Source organism: Kribbella sp. NPDC104218, from assembly GCF_055584105.1.
The window spans coordinates 1,150,115-1,167,938 of the sequence record NZ_JBVJMQ010000003.1 but is presented as its reverse complement, the minus strand read 5'-3'; the positions used below and the strand labels follow the sequence as shown (position 1 = coordinate 1,167,938).

17 protein-coding genes are annotated in these 17,824 nt (G+C 69.7%); 13 read left to right on the top strand and 4 right to left on the bottom strand.

All coding sequences use genetic code 11. The annotated features are described in order from the left end of the window. Positions 1-52: 52 nt before the first annotated feature. From ACZ6ZD_RS30150 to ACZ6ZD_RS30140, 3 genes are read left to right on the top strand one after another with little or no spacing between them, the layout of a single operon-like run. Positions 53-646, top strand: a complete 594-nt coding sequence (locus ACZ6ZD_RS30150) for a molybdopterin-dependent oxidoreductase (protein WP_465677297.1) — start codon at positions 53-55, stop codon at positions 644-646. After that, complete coding sequence (locus ACZ6ZD_RS30145) at positions 616-1,368, top strand: ferredoxin reductase (RefSeq protein ID WP_465677296.1); 753 nt, start codon at positions 616-618, stop codon at positions 1,366-1,368. Before ACZ6ZD_RS30150 ends, ACZ6ZD_RS30145 begins: the two co-directional genes overlap by 31 nt. After that, positions 1,365-1,625 carry a DUF6510 family protein gene (locus ACZ6ZD_RS30140; protein WP_171673581.1) on the top strand — a complete coding sequence of 87 codons (261 nt, stop codon included), beginning with the start codon at positions 1,365-1,367 and terminating at the stop codon, positions 1,623-1,625. Before ACZ6ZD_RS30145 ends, ACZ6ZD_RS30140 begins: the two co-directional genes overlap by 4 nt. On the opposite strand, the gene ACZ6ZD_RS30135 is transcribed toward ACZ6ZD_RS30140, so the two are convergent. Both ACZ6ZD_RS30135 and ACZ6ZD_RS30130 read right to left on the bottom strand, forming a co-directional pair. Then, positions 1,601-2,713, bottom strand: coding sequence for an alpha/beta hydrolase family protein (locus ACZ6ZD_RS30135; RefSeq protein WP_465677295.1), 1,113 nt, complete (start codon positions 2,711-2,713; stop codon positions 1,601-1,603). The genes ACZ6ZD_RS30140 and ACZ6ZD_RS30135 overlap by 25 nt on opposite strands. Before the next feature lie 34 nt (positions 2,714-2,747). Beyond that, a complete protein-coding gene (locus ACZ6ZD_RS30130; protein ID WP_465677294.1) occupies positions 2,748-3,476 on the bottom strand; it encodes a MerR family transcriptional regulator in 729 nt (242 codons plus the stop codon). A gap of 88 nt (positions 3,477-3,564) precedes the next feature. Between ACZ6ZD_RS30130 and ACZ6ZD_RS30125 the strand changes: the two genes are divergently transcribed. The 5 genes from ACZ6ZD_RS30125 (at position 3,565) to ACZ6ZD_RS30105 (ending at position 10,294) form a co-directional block, all read left to right on the top strand. After that, the gene (locus tag ACZ6ZD_RS30125; RefSeq protein ID WP_465677293.1) at positions 3,565-4,782 is read left to right on the top strand and encodes an acetyl-CoA C-acetyltransferase; all 1,218 of its coding nucleotides are present in this window, start codon (positions 3,565-3,567) and stop codon (positions 4,780-4,782) included. Then, positions 4,779-6,914 carry a 3-hydroxyacyl-CoA dehydrogenase NAD-binding domain-containing protein gene (locus tag ACZ6ZD_RS30120; RefSeq protein WP_465677292.1) on the top strand — a complete coding sequence of 712 codons (2,136 nt, stop codon included), beginning with the start codon at positions 4,779-4,781 and terminating at the stop codon, positions 6,912-6,914. The genes ACZ6ZD_RS30125 and ACZ6ZD_RS30120 overlap by 4 nt, the downstream gene beginning before the upstream one ends. 262 nt (positions 6,915-7,176) lie before the next feature. After that, positions 7,177-8,460, top strand: coding sequence for an ABC transporter substrate-binding protein (locus tag ACZ6ZD_RS30115; protein ID WP_465677291.1), 1,284 nt, complete (start codon positions 7,177-7,179; stop codon positions 8,458-8,460). After that, complete coding sequence (locus ACZ6ZD_RS30110; RefSeq protein ID WP_465677290.1) at positions 8,457-9,410, top strand: carbohydrate ABC transporter permease; 954 nt, start codon at positions 8,457-8,459, stop codon at positions 9,408-9,410. The genes ACZ6ZD_RS30115 and ACZ6ZD_RS30110 overlap by 4 nt, the downstream gene beginning before the upstream one ends. Then, positions 9,410-10,294: a carbohydrate ABC transporter permease gene (locus ACZ6ZD_RS30105; protein ID WP_465677289.1), complete on the top strand. Its 885-nt coding sequence runs from the start codon at positions 9,410-9,412 to the stop codon at positions 10,292-10,294. Before ACZ6ZD_RS30110 ends, ACZ6ZD_RS30105 begins: the two co-directional genes overlap by 1 nt. 269 nt (positions 10,295-10,563) lie before the next feature. Here ACZ6ZD_RS30105 and ACZ6ZD_RS30100 read toward each other — a convergent pair whose 3' ends face one another. Beyond that, the gene (locus ACZ6ZD_RS30100; protein WP_465677288.1) at positions 10,564-11,094 is read right to left on the bottom strand and encodes a YbhB/YbcL family Raf kinase inhibitor-like protein; all 531 of its coding nucleotides are present in this window, start codon (positions 11,092-11,094) and stop codon (positions 10,564-10,566) included. Positions 11,095-11,387: 293 nt separating this feature from the next. On the opposite strand from ACZ6ZD_RS30100, the gene cobT reads away from it, so the two are divergent. The 3 genes from cobT to ACZ6ZD_RS30085 are packed head-to-tail and all read left to right on the top strand — an operon-like array spanning position 11,388 to position 14,448. Continuing rightward, complete coding sequence (gene cobT, locus ACZ6ZD_RS30095; protein ID WP_465677287.1) at positions 11,388-12,428, top strand: nicotinate-nucleotide--dimethylbenzimidazole phosphoribosyltransferase; 1,041 nt, start codon at positions 11,388-11,390, stop codon at positions 12,426-12,428. Continuing rightward, complete coding sequence (gene cobA / locus ACZ6ZD_RS30090; protein ID WP_465677286.1) at positions 12,425-13,642, top strand: uroporphyrinogen-III C-methyltransferase; 1,218 nt, start codon at positions 12,425-12,427, stop codon at positions 13,640-13,642. The genes cobT and cobA overlap by 4 nt, the downstream gene beginning before the upstream one ends. Continuing rightward, on the top strand, positions 13,639-14,448 hold the full coding sequence (locus ACZ6ZD_RS30085; RefSeq protein WP_465677285.1) for a TrmH family RNA methyltransferase: 810 nt from the start codon (positions 13,639-13,641) through the stop codon (positions 14,446-14,448). The genes cobA and ACZ6ZD_RS30085 overlap by 4 nt, the downstream gene beginning before the upstream one ends. Before the next feature lie 75 nt (positions 14,449-14,523). Here the strand turns inward: ACZ6ZD_RS30085 and ACZ6ZD_RS30080 are convergent, their stop codons facing one another. Then, complete coding sequence (locus ACZ6ZD_RS30080; protein ID WP_465677284.1) at positions 14,524-15,378, bottom strand: oxidoreductase; 855 nt, start codon at positions 15,376-15,378, stop codon at positions 14,524-14,526. A gap of 100 nt (positions 15,379-15,478) precedes the next feature. Here ACZ6ZD_RS30080 and ACZ6ZD_RS30075 point away from each other — a divergent pair, with 100 nt between their 5' ends. Further along, positions 15,479-16,312 (top strand): helix-turn-helix domain-containing protein, encoded by an 834-nt coding sequence (locus tag ACZ6ZD_RS30075; RefSeq protein WP_465677283.1) that lies wholly within the window; start codon positions 15,479-15,481, stop codon positions 16,310-16,312. Positions 16,313-16,406: 94 nt separating this feature from the next. After that, positions 16,407-17,822, top strand: a complete 1,416-nt coding sequence (locus tag ACZ6ZD_RS30070) for an aldehyde dehydrogenase family protein (protein WP_465677282.1) — start codon at positions 16,407-16,409, stop codon at positions 17,820-17,822. Positions 17,823-17,824 lie beyond the last annotated feature (2 nt).

The window sequence follows — 17,824 nt, the reverse complement described above, 5'->3', positions numbered from 1 at the left end:
TCCGAGAGGTCGAGGTGATTGACTGCCCTCAGGAACGTCGAGGGAGATCGGCATGGTGGTGTCGCCGGGGTTCACCGGGCGGAGGCGGAGCGGGACCGAGCTGCCGCCGGGGCAATACCTGACACACGAGTTCCCGGTGCTGTCCGCGGGGCCGACGCCCCAGATCCGGACCGATCACTGGGAGTTCACGGTCGCCACCGAGAGCGGTGAGACCTACAAGTGGGACTGGAAGGCTCTGCTGGCCCTGCCGGCCGAGGACGTCACGCGCGACATCCACTGCGTGACGCGCTGGTCCAAGCTGCAGACCGAGTGGAAGGGCGTTTCGCTCGACACGCTGCTCGCGGACGTCGAAACGGCCGCGGACTACGCGCTCGTCCACAGCTACGGCGGCTACACGACCAACCTCCCGCTGGAGGATCTGCTCGACGGCCAGTCCTGGATCGCCTACGAGTACGACGGCGAGCCGATCCACCCCGAGCACGGCGGCCCGGCCCGGCTGCTCGTCCCGCACCTGTACTTCTGGAAGAGCGCCAAGTGGGTCCGCGGCATGGTGCTGTCCGACACCGAGGACCTCGGCTTCTGGGAGACCGCCGGCTACCACGAGTACGGAGACCCATGGAAAGAACAGCGGTACGCCGGCGACTGAGCTGGCAGGTCGCGACCGTCGTCGACGTCCGCCGGGAGACCGCGACCGCCCGCACGATCGTGCTCGACGTCCCGGAGTGGCCGGGGCACCTCGCCGGTCAGCACCTCGACGTCCGCCTCACCGCGGACGACGGCTACCGCGCCTCCCGGTCGTACTCGATCGCGTCCGCCTGGACGGGCGGCCACATCGAGCTGACCGTCGAAGAGGTCGAGGACGGCGAGGTCTCGCCGTACCTGGTCGAGGTGCTGAGACCCGGTGACCCGCTGGAGCTCCGGGGCCCGGTCGGCGGCTGGTTCGTCTGGAGGCCCGAGCAGGAGGGCCCAGTCCAGCTGATCGGCGGCGGCTCCGGCGTCGTCCCGCTCCGTGCGATGCTGCGCGCCCACGCGGACGCGGCCAGTACGACGCCCGTCCGGCTGCTGTACTCCGTACGCCGTCCGACGTCGGTCATCTACGTGGACGACCTGAAGGAGCTGGCGTCGTCCGACCATGTCGACGTCCGGCTCGTCTACACCCGCGAAGCGCCGGACGGCGAGCCGCGGGTCGGCCGGATCGACGCCGAGCTGATCGACCAGCTCGCCTTCACCCCGGCCGACGCGCCGACGACGTACGTCTGCGGCCCGACCCCGTTCGTCGAGGCCGTGGCCGACCTGCTCGTCGCCGCCGGCCACGACCCGGCGCGCGTCCGTACCGAACGCTTCGGCCCGACTGGAGGCCCGCAATGACCACCTACCTGGACGGCAACGCCGCGGCCGGCAAACTCAGCGAGATCTTCGCCGTCGACATCACCGCCGCGGTCACCCGGTGCGATGGCTGCGGCCAGACCGGCGTCTTCGCCGAAACGCGGCTCTACCTGGATGCACCGGGCATGGTCGCCCGGTGCCCAGGCTGCGATCACGTCCTGCTGCGCGTCGTCACGACGTCTTCCGAGACGTACGTCGACCTCCGCGGCCTCACCTACCTGCGGCTGCCCACGCCCTGATCGACCCGGACGTCGACCGGACCGGGCTTCACCGCGCCGGTCAGCAACGGCATGCCGCTGCGGTCGTTGAGCAGGTACCGCCGGAAGAACGCCGAAACGTACGCCGTCCCCGTCGACCGCTGCTGGGGCTCGGTCAGCCGCCGGTCGCCGCAGTCGGCCGGTGCGTCGTCCTCAGCGCCGACCTGACCGCTGGACGGCGACCACTGCGTGTTGAAGAAGTTGTGGTTCGCGCCGCGGACGTACCACTCGTACAGCGGCGCCTTGTTGTGCGCCTGCAGGTAGTTGTAGACCCGCCCCTGGACGGCGCCGTCGCAGCTGCCGATGATCCCGCCGACCGGGATGTTCGTGATCCGGTACGGGTCCAGCTCCGGGTTGTCCGGGTCCTCGTCGGGGGAGTAGGGCTCGGCCGGCGCGAGCGGGACGACGGCCTTGATCCGGACGCCGGCCGGCCAGTTCTTCTGGTTCTGATCGGCGGCGTAGAGCAGCGTCCCGCGGCCACCGCGCGAGTGACCCATCAGGCCGACGTTCGTCAGATCGGCGTGCCCCTTGAAGCTGACCGGCAGCTTGCCGGCCAGCGGGCCGCGACCGGTGCTCGACAGCTGCTGCCACATCCGCAGGTGCTCGTTGATCAGCGCGGCCCGGGCGGCGTCCTGCTCCTGGCCCATGAAGGCCTTCGAGCCGTTGGCGCTGATCGAGATCACGATCATCCCCTGCGCGGCGAGCTTCGCCCCGAGGTAGTCGTAACCGCGGTAGTTCGGGATCTCGGGCGTGCCGGGCGCGCACGGCCACGCGTCGAGCTTGTCCCAGTCCTCGTCCTGCCAGGCTTTCCGGTCGGCACAGCTGATCCACAGGCCGTGCGAGATCAGGACGACGGGGTAGCGGCGGCCGGTCAGGTCTTTCGGGTAGTGGACGACGGCGGTCAGCTCACCTTTGGCCTTGGTGCCGTCGGCGCCGGGCGGGAGGTCGAAGGCGGCGTCCCCGAGCGAGTAGGCGGCGACGCCGACGCGATGTCCGGTGGATGCTGTTGCCGAGGGCAAACAAACTACGGAGAGCAGGAGGGCGGCCGCGGCGGTCAGAAGTCTTTTCACGCAACGAACGACGCGGGCCTGCCCGGCCCGGTTGTCATCGCCGCTTGCTCTGCGTCCGCCGGATCGTCTCGCGCTGGGTCTCGCCGACCGCGCGCTCGTACGCGATCACCAGGCCCTGGATGGTGACGGGTTTGAACCGCTCGACGAGCTGCTGGATGTGCTCCGGCGTCCCGCCCGAGTCGCGGTAGTGCGGCCAGACCATCGTCCGGAAGACCTCGGTCAGCTCCTCGGCGATGGCGCGGCCGTGCTCGGAGAAGACCCGGCTGACGGCGAGGACGGCGTCCGTCGGCAGGTCCAGGTCGAGCAGCTCGACGCCGAGGCTCAGATGCGCGGTCGCGACCTGGAAGACGTCCTCGTCCGGCGTCGGCTCGACGACGCCGAGCGCGACCAGGGCGACGATGTCGTCGTCGGTCAGCTCGCGCCCGGTCCGGCGGACCAGGGACGCGCGGTCGAGCGTCTCCGGCAGGTCGCGCATCCAGGGCGTCAGCAGCGTGCGGTGCAGGGCGATGTCCTGCGGCGTGGCATCGGCCGGGATGCGGTCCAGGTAGCCCTCGATCGCCGACAGCGTGAACCCGTGCGCCTGCAGCTCGCGGACCAGGTCGAGCCGGGCGATGTGCTCGGGACCGTAGTACCCCACCCGGCCGCGCCGGATCGGCGGCGGGATCAGCCCGCGGCCGGCGTAGAAGCGCAACGTGCGCACTGTCATCCCGACCCGGGCCGAGAGCTCGTCGACGGTCAGGGTCGCCTCGTCGGCTTCGGACATGGCCGAGATCATAGCGAGCCGCTGTTGACGACTATGACACCAACACTGTCACAATGCGGGGGACGACTCGACACCGAACGGGATCATCATGAGCGAAGCCTTTCTGTACGACGCGATCCGGACGCCGCGGGGCAAGGGCAAACCGACCGGGGCGCTGCACGAGGTCAAACCGATCCAGCTGATCACCGGGCTGCTGGACGAGTACCGCACCCGCAACCCGGAGCTGGACCTCGCCGCGATCGATGACGTCGTCCTCGGCGTGGTGACCCCGATCGGCGACCAGGGGATGGACATCGCCCGGACGGCGGTCCTGATGGCGGGCTACCCGAACACGACCGGCGGCGTCCAGCTCAACCGGTTCTGCGCGTCCGGCCTGGAGGCGGTCAACCAGGCCGCGCAGCGGGTCCGCTCCGGCTGGGAGGACTTCATCCTGGCCGGCGGCGTCGAGTCGATGTCCCGGGTCAAGATGGGCTCGGACGGCGGCGCCTGGGCGATGGACCCGGAGACCGCGCTGGCCACCGGCTTCATCCCGCAGGGCATCAGCGCCGACCTGATCGCGACGCTCGACGGCTTCTCCCGCACCGACGTGGACGCGTACGCCGCCGAGTCGCACGCGCGCGCCGCCAAGGCCTGGGCCAACGGTTACTTCGCGCGCTCCGTCGTCCCGGTCGTGGACCGCAACGGCTTGCAGATCCTCGGCCATGACGAGCTGGTCCGGCCCGGTACGACGGTCGACACCCTCGCCGGGCTGCCGGAGTCGTTCGCCGCGATCGGTGAGCACGGCGGTTTCGACGCCGTCGCGCTGGAGGAGTACGTGACCGTCGAGCGGATCAACCACGTGCACCACGCCGGCAACTCGTCAGGCATCGTGGACGGCGCCGCGCTGGTCGCGATCGGCACCGAGAAGGCCGGCGAGGCGCTCGGCCAGGCCCCGCGCGGCCGGGTCGTCGCGGTCGGCGTCAGCGGTGCCGACCCGACGATCATGCTCACCGGTCCCGCACCCGCCGCCCGCAAGGCGCTGGCGAAGGCTGGACTCGACGCGAGCGACATCGACCTGTACGAGATGAACGAGGCCTTCGCGGCCGCCGTCCTGCACTTCATGCGCGACCTCGACGTACCGCACGAGAAGGTGAACGTGAACGGCGGCGCGATCGCGCTCGGGCACCCGCTGGGCGCGACCGGCGCGATGCAGATCGGAACCTTGCTGGACGAGCTGGAGCGTCGTGAGCTCCGCTACGGTCTGGCCACCCTGTGCGTCGGCGGCGGCATGGGCGTCGCGACGATCATCGAGAGGCTTGCGGCATGATCGACTGGAAGAACGACGCCGGTGTCATCACGTTGACGCTCGATGACCCGAACGCGTCGGCCAACACGATGAACGACGCGTACGTCGCGGCGATGGGTAAGACCGTCGAACGGCTGCAGGCCGAGAAGGCCCTGATCAAGGGCGTCATCATCACGTCGGCCAAATCGACCTTCTTCGCCGGTGGCAACCTCGACATGTTGGCGCAGATCCAGCCCGAGCACGCCCAGCAGGTATTCGACACCGTCGAGGAGGTCAAGCGCCAGCTCCGCGCGCTGGAGACCCTCGGCGTCCCGGTGGTCGCCGCGATCAACGGGACGGCGCTCGGCGGTGGGCTCGAGATCGCGCTCGCCTGCCACCACCGTATTGTTGCGGACAGCAACAAGATTGAGCTCGGCGTCCCCGAGGTCACCCTCGGTCTGTTGCCGGGCGGCGGCGGTGTCACGCGGATGGTCCGGATGCTCGGTCTGCAGGACGCGCTGATGAAGGTGCTGCTGCAGGGCCAGCGGATGAAGCCGGCCCACGCCAAGTCGGTCGGCATCGTCGACGAGGTGGTGCCCGCCGACCAGCTCCTCGACGCCGCGCGCGCCTGGATCGCGGCGTACGACGGGGACGCGAAGCAGCCGTGGGACCGCGACGGCTACAAGATCCCCGGCGGGACGCCGTCCACCCCGAAACTGGCCGCGTTCCTGCCCGCCTTCCCGGCGAACCTGCGCAAACAGCTCAAGGGCGCGCCTTACCCGGCGCCGCGGGCGATCATGAGCGCCGCGATCGAGGGGGCGCAGGTCGACTTCGCCACCGCGTCCCGGATCGAGTCCCGGTACTTCGTCTCGCTGGCGACCGGTCAGGTCGCGAAGAACATGATCAAGGCGTTCTTCTTCGACCTCCAGGCCATCAACGCCGGCGCCTCGCGCCCGGACGGCGTCCCGGCGTACCAGGCCCGCAAGGTCGGCGTCCTGGGCGCGGGCATGATGGGCGCCGGGATCGCGTACGAGTGTGCGAAGGCCGGGATGGAGGTCGTGCTCAAGGACGTCTCGCTGGAGGCGGCCGAGAAGGGCAAGGCGTACTCGGAGAAGCTGCTCGCGAAGCAGGTGCAGAAGGGCCGCAAGACCCCGGCGCAGGTCGAGGAGTTCCTCGGCCGGATCACGCCGACCGGCGACCCGAACGACCTGGCTGGCGCCGATCTCGTGATCGAGGCCGTCTTCGAGAGCGAGGAGCTCAAGCAGCAGGTCTTCGCCGAGATCGCCGGGGTGATCGAACCCGACGCGCTGCTCTGCTCGAACACCTCGACACTGCCGATCACCGGGCTGGCCGACGGGATCGACCGGCCGGACGACTTCGTCGGCATGCACTTCTTCTCGCCGGTCGACCGGATGCCGGCCGTCGAGCTGATCGTGGGGGAGAAGACCTCGGACCGGACGCTGGCCAAGGCGTACGACGTCGTCCGGCAGATCAGGAAGACGCCGATCGTGGTCAACGACAGCCGCGGCTTCTTCACCTCGCGTGTCTTCGGCACGCTGGTGATGGAGGGCGCCGCGATGGTCGCCGAGGGCGTCGACCCGGTCACCATCGAGCGGGCCGCGGCCCTGGCCGGCTTCCCGGCGCCGCCGCTGGCGATGCTCGACGAGGTCACGCTGACGCTGCCGCGCAAGATCCGGGACGCCGCGATCGCGGCCGGCGGCAGCGCCGGGCCGTTCGACGACCACCTCGGGATGGAGGTGGTCGGCCGGATGCTCGACGAGTTCGGCCGCAAGGGCAAGTCGACCGGCGCCGGGTTCTACGACTACCCGGCCGACGGCCCGAAGCGCCTGTGGCCGGGGCTGCGCGAGCACTTCACCGGCACTTCGACGGCGACCGTGACCGACCTGCAGGACCGGTTCACGTTCATCATGTCGCTGGAGACCGTGCGCTGCCTCGACGAGGGCGTGCTCCGCTCGGTCGCGGACGCGAACATCGGCTCGATCTTCGGGATCGGCTTCCCGCCGCTGCTCGGCGGCGCGCTGCAGGCGATCAACTCGTACGGCGTTCCGGCGTTCGTCGAGCGGGCCCGTGAGCTGGCGGCGGCGTACGGGAACCGGTTCGCGCCACCGGAGTCGCTGATCCGGATGGCCGCGGACGGCAAAACGTTTAACTGATCACGAGCAGATACCGTACGCGCAACATTCCACACAATCGAACAAAGAACAGCGCGCCCGGTCTTGCGCCGGGCGCGCTTTTGGGTCAGGGTGCCAGATACTTCTTCAACGATTCACCCGGTAACGTCCTCGGGTGGAGGCTGTTGTGATGTTGGATTTAGTTGTACCGTGTGCGAAATCGGAGATGCTTAACGCCGTTAAGTAACTCGGAACTCCGGGCGCCTCTACCCCTGCGGCGCTGCTCTGAGGGAAGGTGGAATTCATGCCTGCTCATGTTCCGAACGCCGGCCTGAACCGGCGGGACCTGCTCAAGCGAGCCGGTGGCCTGGCCGCACTCGCCGCGTTCACCGCGGCCTGCGGCGGCAACACCGGCCGTCCGTCCGGCGGCGGAGGCGGTGGCGGATCCAAGGTCACGCTGGCGCAGTGGTACCACCAGTACGGCGAGACCGGCACCAAGGAGGCCGCGCTCAAGTACGCCAAGGCCTACCCGGACGCGAATATCGCGGTCGAGTGGACGCCGGGCGACTACGGCAGCAAGCTCGCCTCCGGACTGCTGTCCAGCAAGGGCCCCGACGTCTTCGAGAGCCAACTGAACATCGGCATGGTGAAGAGCAACCAGGTGGTGGCGCTCGACGACATCATCGCCGACGTGAAGGACGACTTCGCGCCCGGCGACCTGGCCACCAACACCGTCGACGGCAAGGTCTACGGCATCCGGATGATCGTCGACCCGCAGGTGATCTACTACCGCAAGTCGATGCTCGACAAGGCCGGCATCAAGCCGCCGGAGACTCTCGACGACCTGGTCGCCGCGGCCAAGGAGCTGACCACCGACAAGGTGAAGGGCATCTTCGTCGGCAACGACGGCGGTAACGCGCTGGGCGGCCCGGCGGTGTTCTCCTCCGGCGGCTCGCTGCTCACCGAGGACAACAAGGTCGGCTTCACCGGCGCGCGCTCGGCGCAGGCGCTGAGCAAGCTGCGCCAGATGTACGCCGACAAGTCCGTGCTGCTGGGCGCCCCGACCGACTGGTGGGATCCGGGCGCCATCAACCAGGGCCTGGTCGCGATGCAGTGGATCGGCATGTGGGCGGTGCCGGGGATGCAGAAGGCGCTCGGCGACGACCTCGGCGTCTTCGCGTTCCCGAAGGCCGATGCCGAGGGCAAGGCCGCGGTCTACTCCGGCGGCTGGACGCAGTTCGTCTCGGCGAAGAGCGCGAACGTCGACGCGGCCAAGAAGTTCGTCAAGTGGCTGTGGATCGACCAGGCGGAGTACCAGGAGGACTGGTCACTGAACTACGGCTTCCACATCCCGCCGCGGAAGTCGATCGCCGCGAAGGCGTCGAAACTGCAGAGCGGCGTCGCGGCCGAGACGGTCAAGCTGACCACGGACTTCGGCTACACCGACAACCCGGCCTGGACGCCGAAGATGGGCACCGCGTTCACCGACGTCCTGACCAACGTGATCAAGAAGGGAGCCGACCCCGCCGCCGAGTTCAGTAAGGCCGAGAAGACGGTCAACGGCGAGCTGGCGCGGCTGTTCGGATGAGCGCACCGGTCAAGACGGCCGCGGCGTCCGCTCCTCCTGGTGAGCGACGGAAGCCGCGGCAGAAGGGGATCGCCGGGACGACGCGCTCGTTCTGGCTGTTCGTCGGGCCGTTCGTCATCGGGCTGCTGATCTTCTCCTACCTGCCGATCATCTGGAGCCTGGTCCTCAGCTTCTTCGAGGCCTACAACACGGTCACGCCGTCGAAGTTCGTCGGGCTGCAGAACTACGTCGACATGCTCACCGACAGCAACTTCATGGGCAGCCTCGGCACGTTCACGATCTTCGCGGTCTTCATCGTGCCGCTGACGTTCGTGATGTCGCTGGCGCTCGCGCTGCTGGTCAACCAGGTCAAGATCGCGAAGGCGTTCTTCCGGTCGGTGTTCTTCCTGCCGACCGCCTGCTCGTACGTCGTGGCCTGTGTGATCTGGCGGCTGTCGATCTTCAACGGCGTCCGGTTCGGCCTGGCCAACACCGTGCTCGGCTGGTTCGGGATCGACAACGTCGCCTGGCTGTCGACCGTGGATCCGCCCTGGTACTGGATCCCGATCATCACCGTGCGGCTGTGGCTGCAGCTCGGCTTCTACATGATCTTGTTCATCGCGGGCCTGCAGCGGATCTCGCCGACGCTGTACGAGGCGGCGTACGTCGACGGGGCCAAGCCCGGCTGGCAGGTGTTCCGCTACATCACGCTGCCGCAACTGCGGGCGACGTCGGTCTCGGTCCTGATATTGAATCTGATCGCGGCCTATCAGGCCTTCGATGAGTTCTACAACCTGATCGGCAACGTGAACTACGCGCGGCCGCCGCTGGTCTACCTGTACGGCATCTCCCTCGGCTCGATCCAGGATCTCGGCCACGGCTCGGCCGGGGCGCTGATCCTCGCGGTCATCATCATGCTGGTGACGCTGCTGCAGACCCGGATCTTCGGCTTCGGAAAGGCAGGCGACTGATGGCCACGGCCGAACGTACCTCGGGCACGCTGGAGCCGATCGGCTACACCCGCAGCCCACTCGGCCGGGTCGGCGTCGGCCTGCGCTGGATCGCGCTGTTCATCGCGGTGGTGCTGTTCCTGCTGCCGTTCTACCTGATCCTGCGCAACGCCCTGTCGACCGAGGCCGACATCACCGCGCCGGACTGGACGCTGTTCCCGTCCGACCTGCAGTGGGGCAACGTCGGCGAGCTGTTCAGCAACACCGAGGTCCCGATGGCGCGGGCGATGTACAACTCCGCCGTCGTCGGCATCCTCGGCACGGCCGGTCAGCTGCTGCTCGCCTCGATGGCCGGCTACGGCCTGGCGCGGATCCCGTACCGGCACGCCGACAAGGTCTTCTACTCGATCGTCGCGACGCTGATGATCCCCGGCGCGGTCACCTTCATCCCCAGCTTCATCGTCGTCTCGTCGCTGGGCTGGGTCAGTACGCTGCGCGGCCTGATCATCCCGACGCTGTTCTCGGGATTCGCCGCATTCCTCTTCCGGCAATATTTTCTGAATTTTCCGAAAGAGCTCGAAGAAGCGGCCCGCGTCGACGGCGCCGGCTATTTCGGGGTGTTCTGGCGGATCGTCGTCCCGAACTCCCTGCCCTTCTTCGCGGCCATCGCCGCGATCACCTTCATCGGCAACTGGAACTCGTTCCTCTGGCCGCTGGTGATCGGCCAGGACTCCAGCTCCTGGACCATTCAGGTCGCGATGTCCACCTTCATCACCGCCCAGACCGTCAACATCCATCAACTCTTCATGGCCGTCGCGGTCTCGATCCTCCCGCTCGTCCTGATCTTCGCCTTCCTCCAGCGCTACCTGATCCAAGGCGTCACCCAGTCCGGCATCAAGGACTGACCGCAAGGACACCGCTCCGCGGCGGCTGCCCTCGTGCCACCTCCGGTGGCGTGCTCCGGCGCCGGTCACCCCGTCCACGGCTGAACCACCGTGGACGGGGACCGGCCCGAGCCCGGGCGCCTTACCGACGAACGGGTAGTAGTCAGCGGCGTCCGCCGCCGTCACGCTCACGGTCAGGCTGTTCTGCCGCCGCAAGGCGACCATTACCCGTTCGTCGGTTCGACGCCCCGAACCCACGAGGCTCCAGGACGGTCGCGAGCGAGTCGGGTCTACTCCGCGGTTTGGTAGGTGGGGGTGAGGACGGCGCGGGCGAGGGTGTGGAAGGCGAGGTTGAAGCTGACGACGGCTGGGGTGGCGGTGTCGTCGACGTCGAGGGCCTCGATGTCGAGGGCGTGGACGACGAAGTAGTAGCGGTGGTTCTGGTCGCCGGCGGGCGGGGCGGCGCCGCCGTAGTTCTTGGTGCCGAAGTCGTTGCGGACGTGGAAGGCGCCGTTGGACAGCCGCTCGGTGGTGCCGGCGCCGGCCTCGAGCTCGGTGACGTCGGCGGGCAGGTTGACCAGGACCCAGTGCCAGAAGCCGGACACGATCGGCGCGTCGGGGTCGAAACAGGTGACGACGAAACCCTTCGTCCCGTCCGGGAAGCCGGACCAGGACAGCTGCGGCGAGGTGTTGCCGCCGGCGAACACGTGCGCGTCGGAGAGCTGCTCACCCTCCGTCACGTCGGTGCTCGTGACGGTGAAGCTGCCGACCTGCGGGAGCAGCTCGTACGGATCGGGACTGACGGGCCGGTCGAGCGACATCTGTGATCCTCCGGGATCTGACGACGTGTGGTAATCCCGACACTAGTGCCTCGCCGAGCAGCGTTCGGCACCTCCGGCGACGCCCCAGACGCCCGCTGGCTGCGTTGTTGTCGTCGCGAGATGCTCCGCATCGCGCTCCTCCTCCGCCTTGCCAGCGAACGACTGGACCGCCGCCGAAGGCACCAACGCTACTCGCCGAGACACTTGTCCACGCGATCGCATGCCGTCGCAGGGGATCCGGCCCGGGATGCGAAGATCGGTGCACGAGTGGGCACCACCGAGTGGAGGCATGTGTGGAGGAGTACCTGGCGCGGATCGGGCCGGCCGACGAGGGCGCGATGCGCGCCGCGGCGGAGCGGCAGGGCGGGCTGACCAAGCCGGCCGGGTCACTGGGCGTGCTGGAGGAGCTCTCCGTGCGAGTGGCCGGGATGAGCGGCCAGTGCCCGCCGGAGGTGCCGCTGCCGGCGGTCGTCACGGTCTTCGCCGCCGATCACGGCGTCCACGCGCAGGGGGTGTCGCCGTGGCCGCAGGAGGTGACCGCGGCGATGCTGGCCAACTTCGCCGCCGGCGGCGCCGCGGTCAACGCGTTCGCGGCCAACAACCGGGTCGACGTCCGCGTCGTCGACGTCGGCGTCGCGACCCCGGTCGAGGAGCTCGACATCGTGCACGCGAAGGTCCGCCCGGGCACGCGGGACCTGTCGGCCGGTGCGGCGCTCACGCTCGACGAGGTCTGCGCGGCGGTCGGGGTCGGCTTCAACCTCGCCGACACCCTGGTCAAGGACGGCTACCGCTGCCTGCTCACCGGCGACATGGGGATCGCGAACACCACGGCGTCCGCCGCCCTGATCGCGACCTTCACCGGCTCCACCGCGGACGTCGTCACCGGCCGCGGCACCGGGATCGACGACGCCACGCTCGCCCGCAAGACCGCGATCGTCCAGGCCGCGCTCGACCGGCACGACGTCCCGGCGTCCGACCCGCTCGGCGCCCTGCAGGCCTTCGGCGGTCTCGAGCACGCGGCCCTGGCCGGCTACATCCTCGGCGGCGCCGCGAACCGCGTCCCCGTCGTCCTGGACGGCGTCATCGCGGGCGCCGCGGCGCTCGTCGCACAGGCCTTCCACGCCAGCGCTGTCGACTACTGCGTCGCCGGGCACCGCTCGGCCGAGCCGGGGCACGCGGTCGCGCTGAAGACGCTCGGCCTGCAGCCGCTGGTCGACCTCGACCTCCGCCTCGGCGAGGGGACGGGCGCCGTCCTGGCGTACCCGATCCTGACCTGCGCCGTCCGCGCGCTGAGCGAGATGGCGACGTTCGAGTCCGCGGGGATCGAGTCGTGACCGACCAGTACCTGTCCGGCCTGGTCCTGACCGGGCGGCGCGTCGTCGTGGTCGGCGGCGGGGGAGTGGCCCAGCGGCGGCTGCCGCGGCTGCTCGAGTCCGGCGCGGTGATCGACCTGATCTCGCCGGTGATCACCCCGACCATCGAGGGTCTGCTCGCCAACCCGTCCTTGACCTGGGTCGAGCGCGGTTACCGGTCCGGCGATCTGGACGGCGCCTGGTACGTCGTCGTCGCCACCGACGACGCGGCCGTGAACGACGAGGTCTCCCGCGAGGCCGAAGAGCGGCGGATCTTCTGTGTCCGCTCCGACGACCGCTCCCGCGCGACCGCCTGGACGCCGGCGTCCGGGCAGCACGACAACGTGACCATCGGCGTCCTCGGCGGCGGCGACCACCGCCGTTCGGCCCGCGTCCGTGATGCCATCCTCGAAGGGCTGCGGACGGGTTCGCTCGGCGCCCGCGAGACCGGCTCGAAGCGCGCCGGCGTCTACCTGGTCGGCGGCGGGCCGGGCGATCCGGACCTCATCACCGTCCGCGGCCGCCGGCTGCTCGCCGAAGCCGACGTCGTCGTCGCCGACCGGCTGGCCCCCCAGCAGCTCCTCGACGAACTCTCACCGGACGTCGAGCTCTTCGACGCCGCCAAACTCCCGCGCGGCCGCGCCGCCCAGCAGGAGGAGATCAACCGCATCCTGGTCGATCGCGGTCTGGCGGGGAAGGTCGTCGTCCGGCTGAAGGGCGGCGATCCGTACGTCTTCGGCCGGGGCTTCGAAGAGGCCCTCGCGTGCGCCGAGGCCGGCGTCCCCTGGACCGTCGTCCCGGGGATCACCAGCTCCATCTCGGTCCCAGCCATCGCGGGCATCCCCGTCACCCACCGCGGCGTCACCCACGAGTTCACCGTCGTCTCCGGCCACATCCCGCCGTCCCACCCGGATTCGCTCGTCAACTGGGACGCCCTGGCTCAGCTGTCGGGCACCCTGGTCCTGCTGATGGCCGTCGAGAACCTGCCCGCCATCGCGGACCGCCTGATCGCCGCCGGCCGCCCCGCCGACACCCCCGCCGCCGCGATCGCCGACGGGACCCTCCCCACCCAGCATCTGGTCACCGCGACCCTCGCCGACATCGCCACCGCCATGCGTGACAACGGCGTCGGCGCCCCGGCGATTGTTGTCATCGGCAACGTAGTCGAGGTAGGGACGAGCGGCGGTACCGCGTGAGCTCGCTGGTCGAGGTGAGCGACGCGGGCGACCCGCGGCTGGCGGACTACGTGCAGCTGCGCGAGGTCAGCCTGCGCCGCCTGCTCGAGGAGGAGCACGGCCTCTTCATCGCCGAGGGGGACAAGGTGATCCGGCGAGCGGCCGAGGGCGGCTTCGAGCCGCGCTCGTTCCTCCTCGCCCCCCGCTGGCTGGACTCCTTGCAGGACGTCCTGGCGCGATGGCCCGACACCCCCGTGTACGTCGTCTCCGAGGAGCTCGCCGAGCAGGTCACCGGCTTCCACGTCCACCGCGGCGCCCTGGCGTCGTACCGGCGGACGGCGTCCGCTCCCCTCACCGACCTGCTGACCCCGGCTACCCGGCGGATCGCCATCTTCGACGACATCGTCGACCACACGAACGTCGGCGCCGGCTTCCGCGCCGCGGCCGCCATGGGCATCGACCTCGTCCTCGTCACCCCCACCTGCGCCGACCCGCTCTACCGCCGTTCGATCAAGGTCTCCATGGGCACCGTCTTCCAGGTCCCCTGGACCCGCCTCGACAACTGGCCCGGCGCCCTCGACGTCCTCCGCGACGCCGGCTTCGTCTCCGCCGCCCTCGCCCTCACCGACGACTCCATCACCCTCGACGCCCTGGCCGCCCGCCACGACCCCAAACTCGCCCTCATCTTCGGCACCGAAGGCCACGGCCTCAAACCCCACGTCCTCGACCAGGCCGACCTCACCGTCAAAATCCCCATGGCCGCCAACGTCGACTCCCTCAACGTAGCCAGCTCCGCCGCCGTAGCCTTCTACACCACCCGCCGCTGAGCCGTACCGAGCAACGGGTAGAGGTGGCGGCCGAGCAGGTCGGCCACGCCTGCCCGATCGGCGCCAGCCGTACTACTACCCGTTCGTCTGCGCGCCGATGCGGTTGAGTTCGTCGAGGGCGTCGGTGGGGAGGACGAGGGTGGCGGCGGCCAGGTTTTGGGCTAGGTGGGCGCGGGAGGAGGTGCCGGGGATGACGAGGGTGGTGGGGGAGCGGTGGAGGAGCCAGGCGAGGGCGACCTGTTGTTCGGAGGCGCCCAGGCGGGTGGCGACGGTGGAGAGGGCGGTGGCTTGGAGCGGGCTGAAACCGCCTAGGGGGAAGTAGGGGACGAAGGCGATGCCTTCGGCGGCGCAGAGGTCGACGAGGTCGTCATCGGCGCGGTTGGCCAGGTTGTAGAGGTTCTGGACGCAGACGATCGTCGCCTCCTTGCGTGCTTCGTCGAGCTGGTCGCGGCTCACCTCGCTGACGCCGAGGTGCCGGATGAGACCTTCCTGCTGCAGCTCCGCGAGGACGCCGATCCGTTCCGCTACCGAGCTGTCCTTCGCCTGCATGTTCCGCAGGTTCACCACATCGAGGACGTCGAGCCCCAAACGGCTCAGGTTGTCGTGTACCTGCGCCCGCAGGTCTTCCGGCGAGTCCGCCTGAACCCAGGCCCCATCGTCCGAGCGCAGCGCTCCGACCTTGGTCACGATGTGCAGGCCGTCGGCGTAGGGGTGCAGGGCTTCGCGGATCAGCGAGTTGGTGATGTGCGGTCCGTAGGCGTCGCTGGTGTCGATGTGAGTGACGCCGGCGTCGACGACGGCGCGCAGGACGGCGATGGCCTCGTCGTGGTCCTTCGGCGGGCCCATGACGCCGGGGCCGGCGAGCTGCATGGCGCCGTACCCCATCCGGGTCAGGGTCAGGCCGGGAGCGAGGGTGAGCGAAGTTGTCATGCCGCCAGCTTCCGCGATCAGGACGGCGGCAAGCAGCTACGGCTCATCCTGGTAACAGCCGTACCCCGTTCGGTTCGCCGCCACCAGGCACACTGGACCCGTGGACGGCGAACTCGCGAGTATGCTCCGCGCCTGGCGCGATCGGGTCGACCCGGCCGAGGTCGGTCTGCCGGCCAACGGTCACCGCCGCGCGCCCGGGCTGCGCCGCGAAGAGCTGGCCCTCCTCGCCGGGATCTCGATCGAGTACGTCGTCCGCCTCGAACAGAACCGCACCCGGACGCCGTCCGCCTCGGTATGCGCCGCCCTCGCTCGCGCGCTCCGGCTCACGGACGCCGAGCAGGCGCATCTCTTCCGCCTGGCCGGCCACGCGGACGACCCGGAGCGGATCAGCCGGCAGCTCCCGGCCGGCGTTCGGTGGATGCTCGACCGGCTCCGCGACCGCCCGATCGTCGTCCTGGACGCCATGTTCACGATGATCGCCTGGAACGACCTGTACGCCGCCCTGTACGGCGATCCATCCGCGTGGGACGAGCGTGAGCGCAACACCCTGTGGCGGCACTTCGTCCGCGGCACGGGCCGGCAGCGGCACACGGCCGAGTCGCTGGCCAAGTTCGAGCGGTCGATCGTCGCCGACCTCCGCGCGACCACCAGCCGCTACCCGCGCGATTCCGGCCTGCACCAGCTCGTAGACGAGCTGCTCGCCGCGAGCCCGCGGTTCGCCGAGCACTGGCGGCAGCGGCACGTCGCCGATGTCCAGCCCAGCCGCAAGGTCGTCGACCACCCCGAGGTCGGCATCGTCGAGATCGACTGCGACGCGCTGGCCACCCAGACCGGCGACCTGCGGATCCTGCTGATGACGCCCGCGGACGACGAGTCCCGCAGCCGCCTGGAGCTGCTGGCCACGCTCGGTACCCAGGCGTGGTCAATTTCCTGAACCTCGCCCAGTAGGCCCGATCCACCTCTTGACCGCCGCCTGGGAATGCGCAATCCTGCGGGGAAAGCGCATTCCGACGGTGAGGGTGAGGCGTATGGGATTGCAGGAGTACGAGGCCCAGGTGTGGATCGACGGGTGGGCCGAACCGCCCGCCTCGGACTGGTCGCCGGTCCTGGACAAGGCGGCCGGTACGCCGTTCGCCCGGTACGGGACGGCGTCGTCCGAACAGGTCGACCGGGCGGTCCGGAGCGCGCGCCGGGCGCAGCCGGGCTGGGCCGCGGTGGATGCGAACGCCAAGTGCGACATCCTGCGGGCCTTCGCCCGCGAGCTGGAGAACCGGCACGACGAGCTGATCACGCTGCTCATCCGCGAGACCGGCGGCACCCGGGAGAAGGCGGAGGAGGAGCTCGGGCAGTCGATCAACCAGCTGCTCAACTCGGCCACCCAGCTGACCGAGAACGCGGGCGCGATCCTGCCGCCGTACAAGAACGGCAAGATCTCGCTGTCCCGGGCGGTGCCGCTCGGGGTGATCGGGCTGATCGTGCCGTGGAACTACCCGATGAGCCTCGCGATGCGCGCGCTGGCGCCCGGGCTCGCGTACGGCAACGCGGTCGTGCTGAAGCCGGCCGAGCTGACGCCGATCGCGGGCGGCCAGATCCTCGCCGAGGCGGCGAAGGCGGCCGGCGTCCCGGCGGGTGTGTTCAACGTCGTCCCGGGGGACGGGCCGGAGACGGGCAAGACGCTGTCGGAGCATCCCGATCTCGACCTGATCCACTTCACCGGCAGTTTCGAGGTCGGGCAGCAGATCTCGGCGTACGCCGGGAAGAACTTCCGCGCCGCGGCCACCGAACTCGGCGGCGACAACGCGTTCGTCCTCCTGGATGACGCCGACCTGGACCAAGCGGTCAGCTGCGCGCTCTGGTCGTCGCTGTGGTACCAGGGCCAGACCTGCATCACCGCCGGCCGGCACATCGTGCTGCGGTCGATCGCCGACGACTACACGGACGCCGTCGTCGAACGCGTCGCCAAGCTGCGGGTCGGGGACCCGCTGCGGGACGACGTCGATCTCGGGCCGATCATCACCGAGCAGCAGCTCAAGCGCTTCCACGACGGGCTTGTCGCGCCGTCCGTCGCAGCCGGCGCCAAGCTCGCGACGGGCGGGACGTACGACGGTTTGTTCTACCAGCCGGCCGTCCTGACCGGGGTGACGCCGGACATGCCGGTGTTCACCGAGGAGATCTTCGGACCGGTGATGCCGATCACCGTCGTCGACACCGAGGCCGAGGCGCTCGACCTGGTGAACCGCCATCGCACGTTGATGAACTCCGTCTTCACTCAGGACCCGATGCGCGGGCTCGCCTTCGCCGAACAGGTGAAGAGCAACGAGGTGCATGTGAACGACGGTTACGCCCGGCACGGCGGCGAAGGGCAGCTCGCCGGCTACACCCACCGCCAGTGGATCGGCATCCAGACCACCCCCACCACCTACCCGGCGTGGGCTTCGAAGTGAGG

What these genes read in the sequence shown, in the direction of transcription:
- ACZ6ZD_RS30150 (WP_465677297.1), top strand. Translation starts at nt 53, where the DNA reads ATGGTGGTGTCGCCGGGGTTCACCGGGCGGAGGCGGAGCGGGACCGAG.
- ACZ6ZD_RS30145 (WP_465677296.1), top strand. Translation starts at nt 616, where the DNA reads ATGGAAAGAACAGCGGTACGCCGGCGACTGAGCTGGCAGGTCGCGACC.
- ACZ6ZD_RS30140 (WP_171673581.1), top strand. Translation starts at nt 1,365, where the DNA reads ATGACCACCTACCTGGACGGCAACGCCGCGGCCGGCAAACTCAGCGAG.
- ACZ6ZD_RS30130 (WP_465677294.1), bottom strand. Translation starts at nt 3,476, where the DNA reads ATGTCCGAAGCCGACGAGGCGACCCTGACCGTCGACGAGCTCTCGGCC.
- ACZ6ZD_RS30125 (WP_465677293.1), top strand. Translation starts at nt 3,565, where the DNA reads ATGAGCGAAGCCTTTCTGTACGACGCGATCCGGACGCCGCGGGGCAAG.
- ACZ6ZD_RS30120 (WP_465677292.1), top strand. Translation starts at nt 4,779, where the DNA reads ATGATCGACTGGAAGAACGACGCCGGTGTCATCACGTTGACGCTCGAT.
- ACZ6ZD_RS30115 (WP_465677291.1), top strand. Translation starts at nt 7,177, where the DNA reads ATGCCTGCTCATGTTCCGAACGCCGGCCTGAACCGGCGGGACCTGCTC.
- ACZ6ZD_RS30110 (WP_465677290.1), top strand. Translation starts at nt 8,457, where the DNA reads ATGAGCGCACCGGTCAAGACGGCCGCGGCGTCCGCTCCTCCTGGTGAG.
- ACZ6ZD_RS30105 (WP_465677289.1), top strand. Translation starts at nt 9,410, where the DNA reads ATGGCCACGGCCGAACGTACCTCGGGCACGCTGGAGCCGATCGGCTAC.
- ACZ6ZD_RS30100 (WP_465677288.1), bottom strand. Translation starts at nt 11,094, where the DNA reads ATGTCGCTCGACCGGCCCGTCAGTCCCGATCCGTACGAGCTGCTCCCG.
- ACZ6ZD_RS30080 (WP_465677284.1), bottom strand. Translation starts at nt 15,378, where the DNA reads ATGACAACTTCGCTCACCCTCGCTCCCGGCCTGACCCTGACCCGGATG.
- ACZ6ZD_RS30070 (WP_465677282.1), top strand. Translation starts at nt 16,407, where the DNA reads ATGGGATTGCAGGAGTACGAGGCCCAGGTGTGGATCGACGGGTGGGCC.